An 18,673-nucleotide genomic window follows, 5' to 3' on the forward strand; every position below is an offset into this window, starting at 1 on the left:
AAATATTGTAACATAATAAGGAAATTCAGGTAAAGCGTTACACAAAATTCAGCCAGTCCCTGGTAGTCAGTGTGATAGATTCAGGAAGTGAGTAGCGTTTTGATTTACGTGTAATTTCCGGTTTTTGGTAAATTTTAAATTCCGCGGCAAAAGTAGGTATTTTTTTAGGTCGGTTGTAAAAACAAATCGGTGTCGAAGAGAGGAAATGGGATTTTTAGCAAAAACAAAAACTTTAACCATTTTGCTGTCAATGAGTTAAAAAGTTATCAACAAAAAAACTAAGTTTTTCACAATGATGTTACAGATAGTTTACATAATTGGTTGTTTTTCTAAAGGCTATCAATTGTCTTTGGAGGAGAGATAACGGTCCTCATTTCTCACGGAACCGGATAAATATGTACTTTAGCCCGGACAAGAAACAGAACGATTCCGGTGCGAATATGAATATATTTCTGACATACGACTATGAACTTTTCTTTGGTAAGCCGGCCGGTTCGCTGGAGAAAAGTATCCTGTATCCCTCACAACTATTGATGGATCTGGCAGAAAAGCACGGGATCGGAATGACCTATTTTGTAGATGTGGGCTACCTGCTCCGGTTGGAAAAATTCAAAACCGAATTTCCGCAGCTCCAACAAGAATACGAACAGGTAGTGGAACAACTGAAAACCCTGCAAAAAAAAGGGAATGCTCTGCAACTGCACATTCACCCGCACTGGGAAAAATCCTGGTACGATGGGAAAGAGTGGGTTATGGTAGTAGATGATTGCTACAAACTAACCGACTTTCAGGACGATGAAATCCTGGAGATCGTAACGCGGTACAAACAAAAACTGGAAGCAATTTCAGAAAAACCGGTGCAGGGATTCCGGGCAGGAGGATGGTGTCTGCAACCATTTGACCGGATCAGACCGGCTTTTAAGAAAAACAACATTCGCTTCGATTCGACCGTTTATCCCGGTGCTTATTTCGAGACGGAGCATTATTTCTATGACTTCAGAACAGCGCCCGGAGACAAAGGACACTACCGTTTTGAAGACGATTTGTGTAAAGAAAATGAGCAGGGCTTTTTTACAGAATACCCGATTGCCAGTTGGAAATACAATCCGCTTTTTTACTGGCAGCTGTATGGATGGGGGCGGTTGCGTCCCGACCGTCATAAAATGATCGGAGACGGAATGTTTATTCCGCAGCCCGGTAAAAAATACACCAACCTGACACGTTCGGGGTGGAACCACGTAAGTTGTGACGGGTACTACGCTTCCGTTCTCAAAAAAGTAACAAAAACCTATGCAGCGAAAGGGAGAACAGATCTTGTTGTAATCGGTCACCCTAAATCCATGACCCGTTTCGGACTCGAAAAACTGGATGCCTATATTGCCTACGCTAAAAAAAATCAACATAAATTCCGTACCTTTGATGATCTGATATAAGGTCATGAAAATCATCCGGAAAATTATAGCAGCCCCATTTATTCTGTTGATCCGAATATACCAGTGGGTCATCAGTCCGATCTTACCGAACAGTTGTCGCTACGAACCGACGTGTTCGAATTACGCAATCGAAGCCATTCGTCGTTGTGGTGTAATTAAGGGCACATACCTTGGAGCAAGAAGAATCGCTTCCTGCCATCCATGGGGAGGTTCCGGCTACGATCCCGTTCCGGAAAACTGTAGTTGTAAAAAACATAAATAAACCCGTCTGACATGATAAAAGTAATCGGTTGTGCAATCGTTTTACTCACAGTAGCAGCTTCCTGTAACACGATAGGAAAGTTGGTACAGATTCCGCGTCCCGAAACAGCTTTGTACCCGTTTTCACAAGTAGAACCTTCCATTGCAATCAATCCGGTCAATCCGGATCAGATGATCGTCGGAACCGTGATGGATGATTACCATTATTCCGAGGACGGAGGGAAAACCTGGAAATCATTTACGCTGCAATCTCCATTGGGCGTGTACGGAGATCCGGTCATGCTCATTGATAATACCGGGCGTTACTACTATTTTCATCTTTCCAATCCTCCTGCCGGTCAGTGGTTGGATCGTATCGTTTGTCAGAAATCAGATGCAATTGGAGGTGAGTTTGATGCAGGAACGTCATTTGTTCCCAACGGGAAAGTACACGATAAACACTGGGTGGACTTTGATCCCGTATCAGGAACCATCTACATGTCGTGGACCCAATTCGATAAATACGATTCCAAAGACCCGGCGGATTCTTCCGTCATTCTTTTCTCCCGCTCTGTGGACAGAGGAGAAACCTGGTCGGCTCCGGAGCGGATTTCGTACCATGCGGGAGATTGTCTGGATGGTGACAACACCGTAGAAGGTGCTGTGCCGGCTGCCGGACCCAATGGAGAAGTCTATGTAGCGTGGACAGGTCCGCAGGGGATTATGCTCAATACATCTGCTGACGGAGGGGAAACCTGGTTGGATAAAGAAACCAAGGTCATTGATCATCCGGGAGGGTGGAGTATTGATGTTCCGGGGATCAACCGCTGTAACGGATTGCCGATTCTGGTGTGTGACAGAAGTGATTCTCCGCACAAAGGGACTTTGTACATCAATTGGGCAGACCAGAAAAACGGAGAAGAAGATACAGACATCTGGTTGATTAAAAGTACCGACGGTGGAGAAACCTGGAGCGAACCCAAACGTGTAAATGACGACGAACCGGGAAAACACCAGTTTTTTACCTGGTTAACCGTTGACCAGTCTACCGGATACCTGTACACCGTATTTTTTGACAGAAGAAACCATAACGATCATGGAACGGATGTCTACATGGCATACTCCCGGGACGGGGGAGAAACCTTCACCAATGTGAAAATTTCGGAGAAACCCTTTTACCCCGATGCAGATATGTTTTTCGGAGATTACAACAACATTGCGGCAGTGGACGGAGAGATTCGTCCGGTATGGCCCCGGATGGACGAGGGTAAAATTTCGCTGTGGATTGCGCGGATCCGCGAATCCGATCTGAAGTAAAAGACACGGGAGGCTTCTCTTCCTGCCCTTGCGAAAATTTTCTAACTTTAAGCCCAAATTGGAACAAGATGACTATTATCAAAGAAATCAAAAATAATGTATTGTGGATTCGGTTGAACCGTCCGCAGGTATTCAACTCATTCAACCAGGAAATGGCTTTTGCTGTTCAGGGAGCGTTGGACGAAGCGGTAACCGACAGAAATATCCGGGCAGTAGTTATTACCGGGGAAGGAAAAGCATTTTGTGCCGGACAGGATCTGGCAGAAGCTACCGACCCGAATGGTCCGGAGTTGCAATCAATCGTAGCAAAACATTACAACCCGATAATAGGAAAAATACGTACCATCGAAAAACCGGTGATCGCTGCTGTAAACGGAGTAGCGGCAGGAGCAGGAGCAAATATAGCGCTGGCATGTGATATCGTCTTTGCCGGTAATTCCGCTTCATTTATTCAGGCATTTTCCAAAATCGGATTGATTCCGGACAGCGGAGGAACATTTTTTCTACCCCGTTTGATCGGTTTTCAGAAAGCAATGGCCTTGATGATGACCGGCGACAAAGTAATTGCCGAAGAAGCGGAGCGTATGAACATGATCTATAAATCAGTTGGTGATGAAATGCTGATGGAAACTGTTGAGAAATTTGCCGAACAACTGGCAAAAATGCCAACCCGTGGATTAGGTCTGACAAAGATAGCCATGAACGCATCCATGACCAACAACCTTTCCCAGCAACTCAAAGTAGAAGAGGAGTTACAGACACAGGCGGGAAGTACCTACGATTTTCAGGAAGGTACGACAGCGTTCCTTGAAAAACGCAAACCGGAATTTAAAGGAGAATAAAAAACAAACGAAATAGAGTTTAGCATGATACAGGTAGGAGTTTTGGGTGCCGGAACGATGGGAAGTGGTATTGCCCAGGTCGCTGCAACAGCAGGACATCAGGTTGTACTGGTAGATGTAAATGAACAGCAACTGGAAAAAGCAAAAAATGCGCTTACGAAAATTCTTTTCAGACTGGTTGAAAAAGGAAAACTTTCAGACAATGAAGCCAATGATATTTTGAGACGGATCACCTTTTCGTCTGCCATGGAAGACTTTGCAGGTTCGGGGATAGTCATTGAGGCGATTGTCGAAAATCTGAAAATAAAGAACGAAGTTTTCCGTAATCTGGAAACCATTACAGGAGCGGATTGCATCCTGGCGACCAATACATCCTCACTTTCAGTAGCTTCTATTGGTGCTGTTCTGAACAATCCGGGGCGGATTATCGGAATTCATTTCTTTAACCCGGCACCGCTAATGCCGCTGGTAGAGATCATTCCTGCTGTACAAACGACAGAAACCACATTGCAGACTGCAAAACAGTTGATTGACAGTTGGCGAAAAGTAACCGTACTCACAAAAGATACTCCCGGGTTTATTGTAAACCGAGTTGCCCGTCCGTTTTACGGGGAGGCATTGCGTATTTACGAAGAAGGCATTGCCGATTTTGCTACAATTGACTGGGCAATGACCGAACTGGGAGGGTTCCGCATGGGACCTTTTACCTTAATGGATTACATCGGGAACGACATCAATTACACAGTTACCGAAACCGTATTTGCAGCTTTCTATTACGATCCGCGCTACCGGCCTTCGTTGACACAAAAACGCCATTCGGAAGCCGGATACCTGGGACGTAAATCAGGGAGAGGATACTATAACTATGCAGAAGGAGTAACCTTACCGGAACCCGTAAAAGATGAAAAACGGGGGAAAGAAATTCTGGACCGTATCCTGGTGATGTTGATGAACGAAGCTATTGATGCCCTGTTCCTGAATATCGCCTCCAAAAAAGACATTGATCTGGCGATGACCAAAGGCGTAAACTATCCGAAAGGTTTGTTGCAGTGGGCGGAAGAAGCAGGACTTGCATGGGTACTGGAAAAATTAACCGCTTTACAAGACGAATACGGAGAAGATCGCTACCGTCCCAGCCCGTTGTTGAAACGAATGGTTCGAAACGGAGAAACGCAATTCAAAGACTGAACACAGGCGAGGTGAATGAATGGCACAATTACTAGATACGCCAATAGAATATCTGAAAGGAGTTGGTCCGCAGCGGGGTGAAATTCTTCGGAAAGAAGCGAAGATCTTTACCTTTCGGGATCTGCTCCATTATTTCCCTTTTCGCTACGTTGACAGGACAAAGTTTCATGCCGTTCGGGATATTCCTGCTACCGAAGGATATGTTCAGCTGAAAGGGCGAATATCTGGTGTGACCGTAACCGGAGCAGGAAGAGGGAAGCGACTCAATGCTAAATTTACCGATGGTTCCGGAGTGGTGGATCTGGTTTGGTTTCAGGGAGTGAAATACATTCAGGGTTCACTCAATCCTGCCAAAACCTATATTCTTTTCGGAAAAGCCAAACTATTTGGCGGAAAATGGTCTGTTCCACACCCCGAACTGGAGGTTTTTGAAGAAAATACAGCTGCGGGAAAGCAATTACAGCCGGTATACCCGAGCGGAGAGAAAATGTCCGCCAAAGGATTAAATTCCAAAGGGATCGAAAAACTGACGCGTACATTGTTTGAACAGATCACAGTTGCCATCCCCGATTATTTTCCACCGGATTTTCTCCAAAAAAATAACCTCATTGACCGGAATACAGCGTTGCGGAATATCCATTTTCCTTCCGGACCAGCCATGGCTGAAAAAGCCCGTTTCCGCCTCAAATTTGAAGAATTATTCTTCTTGCAATTGGAATTGATCATCCGCAAAGAAATCGGTAAACAGAGAAACAAAAGTTTTGTGTTTACAGAAGTAGGGCAAACCTTTCTCGATTTTTATGAGAACTACCTTCCGTTTCCTTTGACCAATGCCCAAAAACGCGTGATAAAAGAAATTCGCTCCGATTTTCACACGGGAAGCCAGATGAACAGGTTGCTCCAGGGAGATGTCGGGAGTGGAAAAACCGTTGTGGCACTCTTGACCATGCTGATAGCTGTCGGAAACGGTTACCAGACAGCCCTTATGGCCCCTACGGAAATCCTCGCCAATCAACATTACCTTTCGTTGAAAGAAATGGTAAAGGACATGCCCGTTCGGATAGAACTGCTGACCGGATCAACCAAAGCCGCAGCAAGGAAAGAACTCCACGCAGGGTTGGAAAGCGGAGAAATTCACATATTGGTAGGGACACATGCACTCCTTGAACCAAAAGTGAAATTTAAAAACCTGGGCTATGCCGTAATTGACGAACAACACCGTTTTGGTGTCGCCCAACGGGCAAAATTCTGGAAAAAGAACACTCTTCCTCCGCATATTCTGGTGATGACAGCAACTCCCATTCCGAGAACACTCGCCATGTCTTTTTACGGTGATCTGGATGTTTCGGTAATTGACGAATTGCCACCGGGAAGAAAACCCGTTTCAACGGTACATTACTTCGAAAGTCAGCGCTTGAAAGTATTTGGGTTTATCGAAGATGAAATCCGAAAAGGAAGACAGGTGTACATCGTTTATCCGTTAATTTCGGAATCTGAAACACTGGATTACCAGAACCTGATGCAGGGATATGAAGCCATTACCCGTCGATTTCCGTTGCCTGACTATAAAGTCAGTGTAGTACATGGACAGATGAAAGCAGAAGATAAGGATTGGGAAATGGCGCGATTTGTCAGCGGGGAAACACAAATCATGGTAGCGACCACAGTTATTGAGGTAGGCGTGAATGTTCCCAATGCATCCGTTATGATTATTGAGTCGAGCGAACGTTTCGGACTTTCCCAGTTGCACCAGCTTCGGGGACGCGTCGGAAGAGGTGCAGAGCAGTCGTACTGTATTCTCATGTCGGGAAATAAACTGAGTAACGAAGCCAAAACCCGCCTTTCGACCATGTGTGCAACCAATGACGGTTTCCGCATTGCCGAAGTGGATCTGGAGCTGCGCGGTCCCGGAGACATCATGGGAACCCAGCAGAGCGGAATCCTTGATCTGCAAATTGCCGATCTGGCAAAAGACGGACAGATTCTAACCATCGCGCGTACAACTGCTTTTGAATTGGTCGAAAAAGATCCACAACTGGCAGAAGCTCAACATGCAGGGATCCGGAAAAAACTGAACCAACAACTCAAAGGCAAGCCCAACTGGAGTAAAATAGCCTGATCATACACACTTTTCCCGTAACGATTTCGTTCTGATTACGTAGAATCAGGAATAAACAAGTGAAAGTATGCGATATGTAGTGTTGATGGTCATGGTATTAGCTGCTGTTACAGGTAAGGCGCAAATGACCGGGGAAATTAAAGACGATGGACGAAAAATGTTGACTCCGTTTAACTACTTACTGAAAGGAAATCAGGAGGGAGTGATAGTCGTGGAGATAGCCGTTAACATAGACGGAGATGTAACCTCTGTACAGGTCATCCGAAACGAATCCACCATTGTTTCTATTCCTACCCATATGATGGTAAAGGAAAAAGTGAAAACACTGAAATTTGAAAAAGGGTACCATTACCCCAAGTTTCACAGAGCCCGTCTTCGGGTTATAATCGAAAAAGAAGAATAAGCTGACTAGCGAATAGTTTTTCGGATCAGATAAAACAACTCAAAGAATGGATTAATTCCCGGCTTGAAAGTAGCTTCCTGATGAATGGAAAGAACTCCGTTTTGTAACGTAAGCTGGCAATCCAGTTGCTCAAAAGCGGCTGTGAAACGATCCAGTGCGCGTAATTCGGGATAAAGTCCCAAAGCCACCGATTTAAAAGGTTCATCAATTCTCAATACCGTTTGTGGAATTCCTGAAACAGCAAAAATCACCGGTTTTCCGGAGGGTATATGTGTATAGGGAGCGTTGTAAAGAGAGAAAACAGATCCTGAATCCTGAACAGAAAGTTGAATTTTTCCTGCCAGATCTATACTGGAAGAATCGCTGCTGTACTGTATTTGCCCGGGGAGTAATTTTTTGCCGGTATACCCCAGATAATGCAGGTGAAGCGAAAAAACAGGTTCCGGTTTTTTGGTCTTGGGGTTGATCAGTACCCCGTAATAATTCATCTCAACCCCACGTACAGATTCCAAAAAATCTACAGACACATAGTCCCGGATATAAGGCATAAGCAAATCTTTACTTGCCTGATTGGTTGCTGCGGCAAGATAAAAAGCCCGGGGATCTTCTTTCAGAACCGTTGAGATCGGCGTGAAGTCATAAGGAGAAGACAGGCTTCCGGAAAAGGTAATTCTGTTTTCGGCTACATGATAGTCCAGTTGTGTAGCTTGCTTTTCTTTGGAATACAAAAGGAACGGAGCGGGATTTTCCTGCTGTTTTTCTTTCCGGTTAAAGAACGATTCTTCCCCGCTTCCGGAGGGAGAAAATTCTTTTTTCAGCAAAGATGCAATTTCCTGTTTAGGCAAGGTGGGAGAGTAGGCAACAGCTCCCGAATACGCATTGTTGTGAAAAACAAAGTCGGACAATACTTTCTCCTGTCTTTTGCTAAACGCAACAAAATCGGTGACAGAAGTAAGCGAAAAATAGAATAGATACAGCGGTTCATTTTTTTCTTTCCGGTAGGAGAAGTAAAACGGAGACAGAAAGTTGATCCCTGATGAGGTTTCCTGTAGCATCTTCTCATCCATCTTAAAAATGAGCCGCTCTTCCTCTGTAAGGGTCGTGTCCAGTACGGGCGAAAGAATCGCATGACGAAGAAAATAAGTGGGATGGAATTCAGCAACATATTCTGAATTTTCGCGAACAAGCGACCGGGTCAGTGTAGGAGATTCTGTTTTTACAGTAAATAAAATAAAGACAACTGAAGCTAACAGTACAAATGCAGCTGTGATCCCGGTTCCATATATCCAACGATTCTTCATTACACTGTAAATTTAGCATTATTGGCGATTTCGATTAACTTTGTTCTAAAAAAAGGATGAAGCGAATTTCTGCATTTATCTTGAAATTATTTGGTTGGAATTTGAACTACGATATTCCCGAAGAAGTACATCGTTCGGTTTTGGTTTCGGCTCCTCACACCAGTAACTGGGATTTTGTGGTAGGGCGTTTGGCGATGTGGGCATACGGGATTGATGTGAAAATTCTGATCAAAAAAGAGTTGTTCTTTTTCCCGATGGGTTGGTTCCTGAAAGCGTTGGGAGGAATCCCTGTGAACCGAAAAGGAGGGGCTACCAATATTACCGGACAAATTGCCAAAAAATTTAAAGAGCAGGAGAAACTGTGTGTTATGTTTACTCCGGAAGGTACGAGGTCTTACAGTCCGAACTGGAAAAAAGGATTTTACTATCTGGCACTGAAAGCTGATGTTCCTATTTTTTTAGGTTACATAGATTACGAACGAAAGATCGGAGGAATAGCCCGGAAGTTTATTCCTACCGGAGATGTGGAAAAAGATATTGCAGAAATCCAGGAGTTTTACAAGGATTACAAAGGAAAGTATCCGGATAAAGGAATACGTTAAGATGACTTTTTTTCCTCTATTTGTCCTGTCTTCTTATTGTAACCGTAGGGACAATGCCGGCAACCGCTTTTACAACAATACCCTCTTTTTAAATGGTAAGCTGCTTTGAAAACAATAAAGCCCTCCTCACTGAGGTAATAATCTTCATCGTCAAGTTGCTTGCGTTTGGAAAAACCGGACATATCATCACTCATACTGCAAAAATAAAGCAAATTTATGTTGGATACATCAAAATCTTTGATTCAGGTACTTGCTGATCCGAAAAGAATCCTGAAAGGTGTGGAAGTAATAGTGAAACGGGATGATCTGATAGATCCGGTTGTATCAGGTAATAAATGGCGAAAGCTGAAATACAATATTCAGGAAGCAGAACGACGAAAAAATGAGCGCATTCTGACGTTTGGCGGAGCGTATTCCAATCATCTTATAGCAACGGCAAAAGCAGCGGCAATGGCAGGAATCGGTTCTGTGGGAATTGTGCGGGGAGAGGAACTGAATGAGTCCAGTAACCCGACACTCAGAAGTTGTGCCGGTTTTGGAATGCAACTTGTTTTTGTTACACGGGAAGAATACCGGTTGCGGAATGATAAAATGTATTGGGAGCAATTGCATGAAACGTATGAGAATACATTTATTATTCCGGAAGGAGGAGCTAATTATTTTGGAATGATCGGTTGTCAGGAAATCTGGAAAGAAATGCAGGAAATATCATTTTCCCGGACATACGTCGCAGCAGGTACAGGCACAACGGCTGCCGGGCTTTTATCGGCTTTACCGGAAGATAACCATTTGTATGTTGTTTCTGCGCTGAAAGGAGACTTTATGCCGGGCGAAATCAGAAAACATTTGCATTATGCTTTTTTTGATGATGAGTTGACAGACGAACTGATGAAAAACTGTACTGTTTATGATGATACCGAATGGGGAGGATACGGCAAGCTGGATGATCGTCTTACCGGGTTCATGGACTTTGTGATGAACGAATTTGACCTGCCATTAGATAAAATATACACAGCCAAAGCCTTTTTCAGACTTCTGCAACACATTGAAGAAGGGGCGATACAGCCGGGAGAGAAAGTGCTGTTCATTCATACCGGTGGACTTCAGGGGAATTGATGAGGTTATAAACACTTCCGAAAAAGTTTTCAACAATTTTTGTAACTATTGTGAATAACTCCCGTAATAGGAGATACAAACAACAGGACAATGGTTAAAAACATAATACTGATATCACTGATAGTACTGACAGGGTTTTCTGCGTTTGCTGATGCACCGTCGCGGATTTCGAGAGAACAGTACATAGAGATGTGGAAGGATGTTGCTATCCGTAATATGGTTGAATATAAAATTCCGGCGAGTATAACACTGGCACAGGGGATTTTAGAGAGTGGATACGGAAACAGTGATTTGGCACGTGAGGCGAATAATCATTTCGGTATCAAGTGTCACGATTGGAAAGGGGCAAAATTCTTCAAAGACGATGATAAAAAGGACGAATGTTTCAGAAGTTATAAAGATGCTTCTGAATCCTACCGGGATCACAGTTTGTTTTTGACTTCCCGTTCGCGGTATGCCTCTCTTTTTGAATTAAAGCAAACCGATTATAAGGGATGGGCTAAAGGCTTGAAAAAAGCAGGGTATGCAACCAATCCGAAATACGCAGATTTACTGATTGACCTGATAGAAAAGAATGAATTGCAGAAGTTCGATAAAGAGGGATATGGGGTAGAACGAATAGAGGAAATTGAAGTAAAGCCTTCCCGTGAAATTGTCCTGAAACCAACAAAAACAACCGGAAAAGAATCATCAGTAGCTGTAAAAACAGCAAAAACACACCAGATTTTTAAGCGTAACAAGACAAAATACGTTATTGCAGGAAAAGGGGATACTTTCTACCGGATTGCACGTGAATTTGAACTGACTTTGTCACAGTTGTACAATTACAACGATTTTGATAAACATAAAGACGTTCTTGAAGAAGGAGATATTGTATATCTGCAACCCAAAAAAGGGAAATCCATGGCAAAAGAACAACGAAAAATTTCGGACGGAACCATGAATTATATCGAAATCTCTCAGCAGGAAGGAATAAAACTAACAAAATTGATGAAAAAGAATAATGTTACCAACCCGGAAGTAACTCCGGAAAAAGGTAAAATGATCTTCCTCAGATAACTTCCTTAACAATAGGACTTGAGGTTTTTAGTTTGTTGTTGTTTGTTAAAAACGGGAGCGTATGGCTTCCGTTTTTTTATTGTATTATAGGATTCCAATAGTTACCTGCTAATATTTAGTAGGTTATTCCATGAATCTGCCCGATTCTTCTTATTTTAATGGATTGAAAGATCCAAATCACCATGAAACCATCTAATGAATTATTTAAGCTGATTAAGTCGCTGACGAAATCAGAAAAGCGATTCTTCAAGTTGTCATCATCGCTGCAAAGTGGTGATAAAAACTATCTTAAACTCTTTGATTACATTGAGAAGCAGGATGTTTATGACGAAGAAGAAGTCAAGAAGTATTTTAGGAAAGAGCGTTTTATCCAACATCTTCCTTCTGAAAAGAATCACTTATACAAACTGATTCTGAAAAGTTTGCGTTCGTTTTACAGTGAGCAATCGGTGAGTAGTATTCTTAAACAGGAATTAAAGAATATTGAAATTCTGTTCAAAAAAGCATTGTACAAAGAATGCGAGAAGTTTGTCAGGAAAGCCAAAAAAATAGCAATAGAACACGAGAAATTTTACTATTGGTTCGAATTGATTTCGTGGGAAAAGACATTGTTGGAAGAAGCCTACGAGTCCGGAGAGTTTGATCTTGATATTGATAAGCTCATTCGGGAAGAAGAAGAGGTAATAGCGAAACTCCGGAATTTGGCAGAGTATCAGATTCTTTATTCGAAGATCAACTACGTGTTTCGTCGGGGTGGATTTACGCGGAACGAGACCGAGAAAAAAGTAGTGGACGATATTGCCAATTATCACCTCATAAAAGGAAAAAATACGGCGATATCTACGCGCGCAACAACGATTTGTTATTACATAAAGGGATTGTGTAGTGCAACCAACAGAGATTATGCAGACAGTTATGTCTTTTTCAATAAAGTAAAGACAATACTGGATAATAATACAAAAATCCGTGAGGATCTTGCGAAAAGATACCTTTTGACACTATCTCATTTACTACGTTGCTACATCGATAGCTCGGACTATGAAAACGCTACAAAGTTGATCGGGGAAATCCGTGCACTGGAAGGTAAGAAGGGCTTCGGTAATATGGGGGTCATGGTGAAAATTTTTGCTGTGAGTTACAGCTTTGAGATAACACTGTATAATCTTATAGGGGATTTTAACAAGTCAGTAGGTCTGATCCCACAATTGGATAAGCAAATGGAGTTGTATGGCGATAAACTGAATAAAGAACAGATTATCACATTCTCTTTCTTGAAAGCGTATTCGTATTTTGGTCTGGGAGAGTTCAAAAAGGCTTTGCACGAATTAAATGAGGTCTTAAATGACAATGAGCAGTTACTGCGTCAGGATCTGTATGCGTTTGCCCGTCTGTTGAATCTGATGATTCATTATGAATTGGAAAACTATGAGTTTCTATCGTATATTATTAAATCAACCAATCGGTATATCAATAAAACGGAACGGGATTATACAATAGAAAATTACCTGATTAAACAGTTGAAGAAATTAGTGAAAGCTCCGTCTCACGCTGCGAAAACCGAAATTTTCGAAAGAATGGAGCAGGATATGGAGGTGTTGTTAAATAATCCGCAGGAAAGAGTTGTTCTGGAGTATTTTGATCTTCCGGCATGGGTACAGTCCCATTTGAAACATATACCCATGTCAGAAGTTATCCGGGAACGACTAAAAGCGTAACCCGAGTGTTATAGTAATCTGATGTTTATTTTCTGTAATTAACGCCAGATTGGTTGGGTCCGAAGCGTTAAAGGCGTAATAATCAATTTTTGTATTGTGCAGACGATATCCTGCGTCTATAAAGATCTTTTTCCAACGGTAACCAATTCCTGCACTATAGAAATAGTGAGCTCCTCCGGTATTGTTGACACTTTTATCATAAGGAGAGGGATAGTAGGCAAATCCTGCACGTGCCAGAAACGAAGGAGTGAAAGCAAATTCCAATCCGGTTCTCAGGTTGACCGTTGTCCGGTATAAATTGCGGATTGCCTGATTTTCTGTTTCCCACGAAACAGCCATCATAGGATCGCCAGAGTTTCTGAAATTTCCTTTATTATAAGTAGCCAGTTCAGCTTCTACGTTAATGGCAAGACGTTTCATAACGACATATCCACCCGAGAATACGGCGCGAAGCGGACTGGCAAAACGATAGGAGAATTCACCTTGTGGCTCAAAATTACTGGGGATTTCATAATATACTGTATCATGAGTTGCATTCATCCCCGTACGATAGCTGTCTTTGAAGTTCATGATGGTGGGAGTGTGAAAGGCAATACCAATTCGCAGATCTTCAATAGGTGCGTATATAACCCCTAATTTGGCATTTACTCCTGTTCCTTTTGTTGTTTGTTGCCAGGTGTAGGTAAAAGAACGAAGAGAAACACCTGCGGGTTCTGTTAATTCTTCCGTATGTGAATACTCTTCAACATAACGCGTGTTCTGGAAATTTATCGACCCTCCGATATAGAGTTTGTTCAGATAGTTTCCGGAAAAGGCAAGGCTGTATTCTCCGATTCCTCCACGGGTTTGTATGGATCGTTTGTGATACATATTGCCGTTTGTTAAACGGGGTTGGTAGGCAACCGTCCCTGAAGTGTCATATACTTCGTCAATAGCATACGTATCCCAGGCAAGTGCAGAAGTAAAAGGCGTGTATTCATATAATAAACTGGGGTCAACACCATAGGCCTGAGCAGCAAAAACATCAAGAAGGGAGTTGAATATTTCTCCTTCATAATAACGGTTCGAACTGAAGTCTGCCAGTCGGTTATAGGTAAAAGCGAATTGCAGATAACGCCAGCCTCTTGCTTTTGACTCGCGATTAGATGCAAAAAGAATTCCAATGTTGTCGACCTTAAGCCGGTTGACAAAAGAATTACTGGTTTTTCCTGCAAACTCTGTATTTGAACTTACGCTGTAATTGTTTAGGGTAAACGAGAATTGATTTTGGGAAAAACGCCCGAGTCCTGCGGGGTTAGATGCGGCCACTGAAAGGTCAGCTCCTAAAGAACCAAAAGATCCTCCCATCCCGGTATAACGGGCTGTTCCGCCGAAAAATGTTTGACTATAACGAAGGGCATCTACTTCGTTTTGTGCATGTGAGAAAGTGGCGATAGCTGTAAGCGCTATCGCCGAAATTATGTTTTTAATTTGCATCAAATTTCTTTTTAAGGTCTGCTAAATCCACTTCTTGAAGGACGGCTGGAACCGCTTCCTGATGATGATCCGTTTGAATTACTTCGTGAAGGAGAACTGTAAGATCCTCTTGACGGACTGGAAGAAGGTGCAGAGTACGAACCTTTTGAAGGTCGTGATGAAGGAGAATACGACCCACCTCTGGATGGGCTCGATGATGGAGACTTATACTGTCTTGACGGTGCAGTCGATTGAGGGCGTCTATTCGAAGGAGAGGATGCCGGGCGACTGTTGGTCGGAGAAGTAGTTCTTCCCGGAGCCGGAGAGGAGGTGTTATTTCTGTTCCACTGATTCTCAACCGGACGACTGGATGGTGTGCGGTTGATTTGATTATCGTTTCTTCTGTAATCCGAACCACTGTTTGTAGCCGGTTGCGATGTCGTATTAGGACGTGCGTAAGAATTGGCAGGAACTCTCGGAGAATTTGTCGCAGGTTTAGCGACATTTCTGTCTAGCGTACCATTTACTCTTCTTACATCAGTATTTGTTCCTTTTGAAGGTGTTGAAATACGTTCAGTCTGAGGAGTCCATGGTTTCGAACTGGAAGTAAGACGTTCTGTTCGCGCAGGAGCAGCAAAGTTTGAATTGACAGAATGGCTACTCACTTTTCCGGGAGTTTTAGAAACTAAAGTCGATGTTTCAGGTTTTCTGTTCACCGCCTTATCTACCTGCATAGGTTTCCCTGTAGAAGGGTTGATGGCAGACTTTACTTTATTCGCACCTGTATAAGGAGCTGAAGTTCCTGCCATAACAGGACGTTTACCGACATAACTGTTTCCTTTTTGGTAATATCCACCTGCATTTAACGTGTAAGGAGTCATACCTGCTCCACCGTTATTGATATATACGTTTCCGTAGATATTCGTTACACCGCCGTAGTAGCCACCGTATCCACCATATCCGTATCCATAAGGGTTATATCCGTATCCGTAATTCCATGCATAAGGGTTGTAACCGTAACCGTATGGGTGATGACCATATCCCCAACCCCAGTTTGAATAAGGACTGTAGTTCCAACCGAAATACCAGGAGCTGCCTCCCCAGAAAGGATCGTATCCCCAACCCCACCATACCCGGTAAGGGCGGTAAGAATAATAAGGAGAACCCCATGAAGAATAACTATAGGGTCTGTCATAATAGCGATAATCATTTCCGTAATAATAATTGTTGATTACAGTACCTGACTGGTAGGTGTTATTATCATTATACACGGTATCCTCAGGATTGTAATAAGCTGCTTTTGTGCCTGAATTACTCTCTTTCGAATAAACATAATTGGCGTAAGAAGCGTCTGAATTGTCACTGGTATAGGTATAGGAAGAACCTGACGAGTAAACATCGTCCTCAGCAATAAAAGAGGACTGTCGGCAGGAAACCAAAACCAAACCGATAGAGAGAAGAGCGAATAAACTACTGACCTTTTTCATAATTTACATATTTTTATGTAAAAACTGCTTTTACGCACAGAATTTTTACCTTTGTTCGCAGAATAAAGATACAAAAATTATACCAAAAATGGCGCAAAAATTTGCAAAAAGATCGGAAGATTACTCAAAGTGGTACAACGAACTGGTTTACCGCGCTGATTTAGCCGAGCATTCGGACGTTAGAGGATGTATGGTTATTAAACCATATGGATATGCAATTTGGGAAATGATGCGTGATATTCTTGACGCTAAGTTTAAAGAAACAGGTCACTCGAATGCATATTTCCCCTTGTTCATTCCGAAATCTTACCTGAGCAAAGAGGCAAGCCATGTGGATGGCTTTGCAAAAGAATGTGCTGTGGTAACGCATTACCGTCTTAAAAATGCGGAAGACGGGTCGGGAGTTATTGTCGATCCTGATGCAAAACTTGAAGAAGAGCTAATCGTTCGTCCTACTTCAGAAACAATTATCTGGAACTCGTATAAAAATTGGATTCAGTCCTACCGGGATTTGCCTATTCTTATTAATCAATGGGCGAATGTTGTGCGTTGGGAAATGAGAACCCGTTTGTTTTTGCGTACCGCTGAATTTTTGTGGCAGGAAGGGCATACGGCACATGCTACCCGTCAGGAAGCGATTGCAGAAGCGGAACAAATGCTAGAGGTATATGCAGATTTCGCTGAAAATTACATGGCAATGCCGGTAGTGAAAGGTCTGAAGTCACCAAGTGAGCGATTTGCCGGAGCTGATGAAACCTACTGTATTGAGGCAATGATGCAGGATGGTAAGGCATTGCAGGCAGGGACATCACATTTTCTTGGTCAGAATTTTGCAAAAGCATTTGATGTTAAATTTACAGATAAAGAAGGCAAGCAGGACTTTGTCTGGGCAACTTCGTGGGGGGTCTCCACGCGTCTGATGGGGGCTTTAATAATGACACATTCAGATGATGAAGGGCTTGTTTTGCCTCCGGCTCTTGCTCCGATTCAGGTGGCTATTGTTCCGATCTATAAGTCGCAGGAAGAACTGGATGCTATCTCGTTGAAAGTAGCTGAATTGAACGGAAAACTGCGTGTTAAAGGTATTTCGGTAAAGTTTGATGATGATGATCAGAAACGTCCGGGATGGAAATTTGCAGAATACGAAGCAAAAGGAGTGCCGGTTCGCGTGGCTATCGGACCCAGAGATTTGGCGGACGGGAAAGCGGAAGTAGCCCGTCGGGATACAAAAGAGAAAAGTTCTGTAAGCTGGGATGGAATCGAAGATTATATTGAAAATCTGTTAGCGGAGATCCAGACTTCACTTTTTGAAAGGGCAGCTACATTCAGAGAAGAAAATATACGGAAAGTAGATACGTATGATGAATTTAAACAAGTGATTGAGCAAGAGGGAGGTTTTATCCTTGCTCATTGGGATGGAACGGAAGAGACTGAAGAAAAAGTTAAGGCTGATACACAGGCAACAATTCGTTGTATCCCATTAGAAATGCCGAAAGAAGAAGGGAAGTGTATGGTTACCGGTAAACCTTCGGCAGGACGTGTGATTTTTGCGAAAGCTTATTAAACCGGAAAGATGAAAGAAGGAAACCCACATGAGCGATTGGTGCATTTGCTGAAAACAAAGTCTGCTTTGAAGCAGGATGTTTTTAAGACAACCCATGAGCAGTTTGATATGCTAAAGATGCTGATAGAGGAAGAAATCGGTATTCTTCGTGCGCAGATCAATGATGATAGGGTACGGCTTTCGGTAATGAATTCAAGCGAATACGAAATTCAGGTGGCAGTGGGAAGTGATGTGCTCATTTTCCACATGCACACCAATGTCTTCCGGTTTGATGATAACCACCCGATCTGGAAAACCTCTTATTTGGAAGAGGATAAAGATCTGGGGTTTTGTGGAATCATCAATATATACAATTTCCTGTATGATTCTTTTCATTACAGCAGGCAAAATGACCAGGGGTACCTTATAGGGAGATTATTGATAAATAAGGAGAAACATTACCTGATGGAAGGAAAGGGAGAGATCGGTTATCTGTTCCGGGATTTTGTGAATGGTGTTTTGGGTCAGGATGAATTACGGCAGATTATCCAGCGGACTTTCTGCCATGCTCTGGAGTTTGATATCTATACACCTCCTTATGATTTGGTGAGTGAAGTGACCGTGTATGATATGCAAAACCTGATTTCTGACCTGAAATTAAAAACAGGTAAACGTTTGGGATTCAGGTTTGAAATGGATAAAGATTAAAAAAAGTTTATTTTTTTTTGATTTCTGCTTTGCGAATTAAAAAAAACTCATTTATATTTGCACTCCCAAAATTCAAGAGGGATTGACATATTGGCCCATTCGTCTAGTGGTTAGGACGCCAGGTTTTCATCCTGGAAACAGGAGT

The 18,673-nt window shown here is 42.7% G+C and carries 17 protein-coding genes; 13 read left to right on the forward strand and 4 right to left on the reverse strand.

Translation table 11 applies throughout. The features are described 5' to 3' along the window. Positions 1 to 395 precede the first annotated feature (395 nt). From AC4PL9_RS13825 to AC4PL9_RS13855, 7 genes are all read left to right on the forward strand, one after another. Positions 396 to 1,433 (forward strand): polysaccharide deacetylase family protein, encoded by a 1,038-nt coding sequence (locus tag AC4PL9_RS13825; RefSeq protein WP_491605336.1) that lies wholly within the window; start codon positions 396 to 398, stop codon positions 1,431 to 1,433. A gap of 4 nt (positions 1,434 to 1,437) precedes the next feature. After that, entirely contained in the window at positions 1,438 to 1,695 is a 258-nt protein-coding gene (gene yidD / locus AC4PL9_RS13830) for a membrane protein insertion efficiency factor YidD (protein ID WP_425542648.1), read from the forward strand. An 11-nt stretch (positions 1,696 to 1,706) separates the two neighbouring features. Beyond that, the gene (locus tag AC4PL9_RS13835; RefSeq protein WP_491605337.1) at positions 1,707 to 2,990 is read left to right on the forward strand and encodes a sialidase family protein; all 1,284 of its coding nucleotides are present in this window, start codon (positions 1,707 to 1,709) and stop codon (positions 2,988 to 2,990) included. Between the two features lie 68 nt (positions 2,991 to 3,058). Beyond that, positions 3,059 to 3,832, forward strand: a complete 774-nt coding sequence (locus AC4PL9_RS13840) for an enoyl-CoA hydratase-related protein (protein ID WP_491605338.1) — start codon at positions 3,059 to 3,061, stop codon at positions 3,830 to 3,832. A gap of 27 nt (positions 3,833 to 3,859) precedes the next feature. Then, entirely contained in the window at positions 3,860 to 5,020 is a 1,161-nt protein-coding gene (locus AC4PL9_RS13845; RefSeq protein ID WP_491605351.1) for a 3-hydroxyacyl-CoA dehydrogenase NAD-binding domain-containing protein, read from the forward strand. A 19-nt stretch (positions 5,021 to 5,039) separates the two neighbouring features. Beyond that, positions 5,040 to 7,139: an ATP-dependent DNA helicase RecG gene (gene recG / locus AC4PL9_RS13850; protein ID WP_491605339.1), complete on the forward strand. Its 2,100-nt coding sequence runs from the start codon at positions 5,040 to 5,042 to the stop codon at positions 7,137 to 7,139. A 67-nt stretch (positions 7,140 to 7,206) separates the two neighbouring features. Beyond that, positions 7,207 to 7,542, forward strand: coding sequence for an energy transducer TonB (locus AC4PL9_RS13855; protein ID WP_491605340.1), 336 nt, complete (start codon positions 7,207 to 7,209; stop codon positions 7,540 to 7,542). 5 nt (positions 7,543 to 7,547) lie between these two features. On the opposite strand, the gene AC4PL9_RS13860 is transcribed toward AC4PL9_RS13855, so the two are convergent. After that, on the reverse strand, positions 7,548 to 8,843 hold the full coding sequence (locus AC4PL9_RS13860) for a hypothetical protein (protein WP_491605341.1): 1,296 nt from the start codon (positions 8,841 to 8,843) through the stop codon (positions 7,548 to 7,550). 56 nt (positions 8,844 to 8,899) lie between these two features. On the opposite strand from AC4PL9_RS13860, the gene AC4PL9_RS13865 reads away from it, so the two are divergent. Next, positions 8,900 to 9,445, forward strand: a complete 546-nt coding sequence (locus tag AC4PL9_RS13865) for a 1-acyl-sn-glycerol-3-phosphate acyltransferase (RefSeq protein WP_491605342.1) — start codon at positions 8,900 to 8,902, stop codon at positions 9,443 to 9,445. On the opposite strand, the gene AC4PL9_RS13870 is transcribed toward AC4PL9_RS13865, so the two are convergent. Beyond that, entirely contained in the window at positions 9,442 to 9,639 is a 198-nt protein-coding gene (locus tag AC4PL9_RS13870) for a C1orf53 family protein (RefSeq protein ID WP_491605343.1), read from the reverse strand. The two genes, AC4PL9_RS13865 and AC4PL9_RS13870, sit on opposite strands and share 4 nt — an antisense overlap. Positions 9,640 to 9,661: 22 nt before the next feature. On the opposite strand from AC4PL9_RS13870, the gene AC4PL9_RS13875 reads away from it, so the two are divergent. The 3 genes from AC4PL9_RS13875 (at position 9,662) to AC4PL9_RS13885 (ending at position 13,335) form a co-directional block, all read left to right on the forward strand. Continuing rightward, a complete protein-coding gene (locus tag AC4PL9_RS13875; protein WP_491605344.1) occupies positions 9,662 to 10,561 on the forward strand; it encodes a 1-aminocyclopropane-1-carboxylate deaminase/D-cysteine desulfhydrase in 900 nt (299 codons plus the stop codon). A 90-nt stretch (positions 10,562 to 10,651) separates the two neighbouring features. Further along, positions 10,652 to 11,620 (forward strand): glucosaminidase domain-containing protein, encoded by a 969-nt coding sequence (locus AC4PL9_RS13880; protein ID WP_491605345.1) that lies wholly within the window; start codon positions 10,652 to 10,654, stop codon positions 11,618 to 11,620. 182 nt (positions 11,621 to 11,802) lie between these two features. Continuing rightward, positions 11,803 to 13,335 (forward strand): hypothetical protein, encoded by a 1,533-nt coding sequence (locus AC4PL9_RS13885; RefSeq protein WP_491605346.1) that lies wholly within the window; start codon positions 11,803 to 11,805, stop codon positions 13,333 to 13,335. Here AC4PL9_RS13885 and AC4PL9_RS13890 read toward each other — a convergent pair. Beyond that, on the reverse strand, positions 13,324 to 14,811 hold the full coding sequence (locus AC4PL9_RS13890) for an OmpP1/FadL family transporter (protein WP_491605347.1): 1,488 nt from the start codon (positions 14,809 to 14,811) through the stop codon (positions 13,324 to 13,326). The two genes, AC4PL9_RS13885 and AC4PL9_RS13890, sit on opposite strands and share 12 nt — an antisense overlap. An 11-nt stretch (positions 14,812 to 14,822) precedes the next feature. Next, a complete protein-coding gene (locus AC4PL9_RS13895; protein ID WP_491605348.1) occupies positions 14,823 to 16,277 on the reverse strand; it encodes a hypothetical protein in 1,455 nt (484 codons plus the stop codon). An 88-nt stretch (positions 16,278 to 16,365) separates the two neighbouring features. On the opposite strand from AC4PL9_RS13895, the gene proS reads away from it, so the two are divergent. Beyond that, the gene (gene proS, locus AC4PL9_RS13900) at positions 16,366 to 17,841 is read left to right on the forward strand and encodes a proline--tRNA ligase (RefSeq protein ID WP_491605349.1); all 1,476 of its coding nucleotides are present in this window, start codon (positions 16,366 to 16,368) and stop codon (positions 17,839 to 17,841) included. A gap of 9 nt (positions 17,842 to 17,850) precedes the next feature. After that, positions 17,851 to 18,528: a hypothetical protein gene (locus tag AC4PL9_RS13905; protein WP_491605350.1), complete on the forward strand. Its 678-nt coding sequence runs from the start codon at positions 17,851 to 17,853 to the stop codon at positions 18,526 to 18,528. The last annotated feature ends 145 nt before the right edge of the window (positions 18,529 to 18,673 follow it).

It is taken from the genome of Wandonia sp., assembly GCF_984588085.1.

What these genes read in the sequence shown, in the direction of transcription:
- AC4PL9_RS13825 (WP_491605336.1), top strand. Translation starts at nt 396, where the DNA reads ATGTACTTTAGCCCGGACAAGAAACAGAACGATTCCGGTGCGAATATG.
- yidD (WP_425542648.1), top strand. Translation starts at nt 1,438, where the DNA reads ATGAAAATCATCCGGAAAATTATAGCAGCCCCATTTATTCTGTTGATC.
- AC4PL9_RS13835 (WP_491605337.1), top strand. Translation starts at nt 1,707, where the DNA reads ATGATAAAAGTAATCGGTTGTGCAATCGTTTTACTCACAGTAGCAGCT.
- AC4PL9_RS13840 (WP_491605338.1), top strand. Translation starts at nt 3,059, where the DNA reads ATGACTATTATCAAAGAAATCAAAAATAATGTATTGTGGATTCGGTTG.
- recG (WP_491605339.1), top strand. Translation starts at nt 5,040, where the DNA reads ATGGCACAATTACTAGATACGCCAATAGAATATCTGAAAGGAGTTGGT.
- AC4PL9_RS13855 (WP_491605340.1), top strand. Translation starts at nt 7,207, where the DNA reads ATGCGATATGTAGTGTTGATGGTCATGGTATTAGCTGCTGTTACAGGT.
- AC4PL9_RS13860 (WP_491605341.1), bottom strand. Translation starts at nt 8,843, where the DNA reads ATGAAGAATCGTTGGATATATGGAACCGGGATCACAGCTGCATTTGTA.
- AC4PL9_RS13865 (WP_491605342.1), top strand. Translation starts at nt 8,900, where the DNA reads ATGAAGCGAATTTCTGCATTTATCTTGAAATTATTTGGTTGGAATTTG.
- AC4PL9_RS13870 (WP_491605343.1), bottom strand. Translation starts at nt 9,639, where the DNA reads ATGAGTGATGATATGTCCGGTTTTTCCAAACGCAAGCAACTTGACGAT.
- AC4PL9_RS13875 (WP_491605344.1), top strand. Translation starts at nt 9,662, where the DNA reads ATGTTGGATACATCAAAATCTTTGATTCAGGTACTTGCTGATCCGAAA.
- AC4PL9_RS13880 (WP_491605345.1), top strand. Translation starts at nt 10,652, where the DNA reads ATGGTTAAAAACATAATACTGATATCACTGATAGTACTGACAGGGTTT.
- AC4PL9_RS13885 (WP_491605346.1), top strand. Translation starts at nt 11,803, where the DNA reads ATGAAACCATCTAATGAATTATTTAAGCTGATTAAGTCGCTGACGAAA.
- AC4PL9_RS13890 (WP_491605347.1), bottom strand. Translation starts at nt 14,811, where the DNA reads ATGCAAATTAAAAACATAATTTCGGCGATAGCGCTTACAGCTATCGCC.
- AC4PL9_RS13895 (WP_491605348.1), bottom strand. Translation starts at nt 16,277, where the DNA reads ATGAAAAAGGTCAGTAGTTTATTCGCTCTTCTCTCTATCGGTTTGGTT.
- proS (WP_491605349.1), top strand. Translation starts at nt 16,366, where the DNA reads ATGGCGCAAAAATTTGCAAAAAGATCGGAAGATTACTCAAAGTGGTAC.
- AC4PL9_RS13905 (WP_491605350.1), top strand. Translation starts at nt 17,851, where the DNA reads ATGAAAGAAGGAAACCCACATGAGCGATTGGTGCATTTGCTGAAAACA.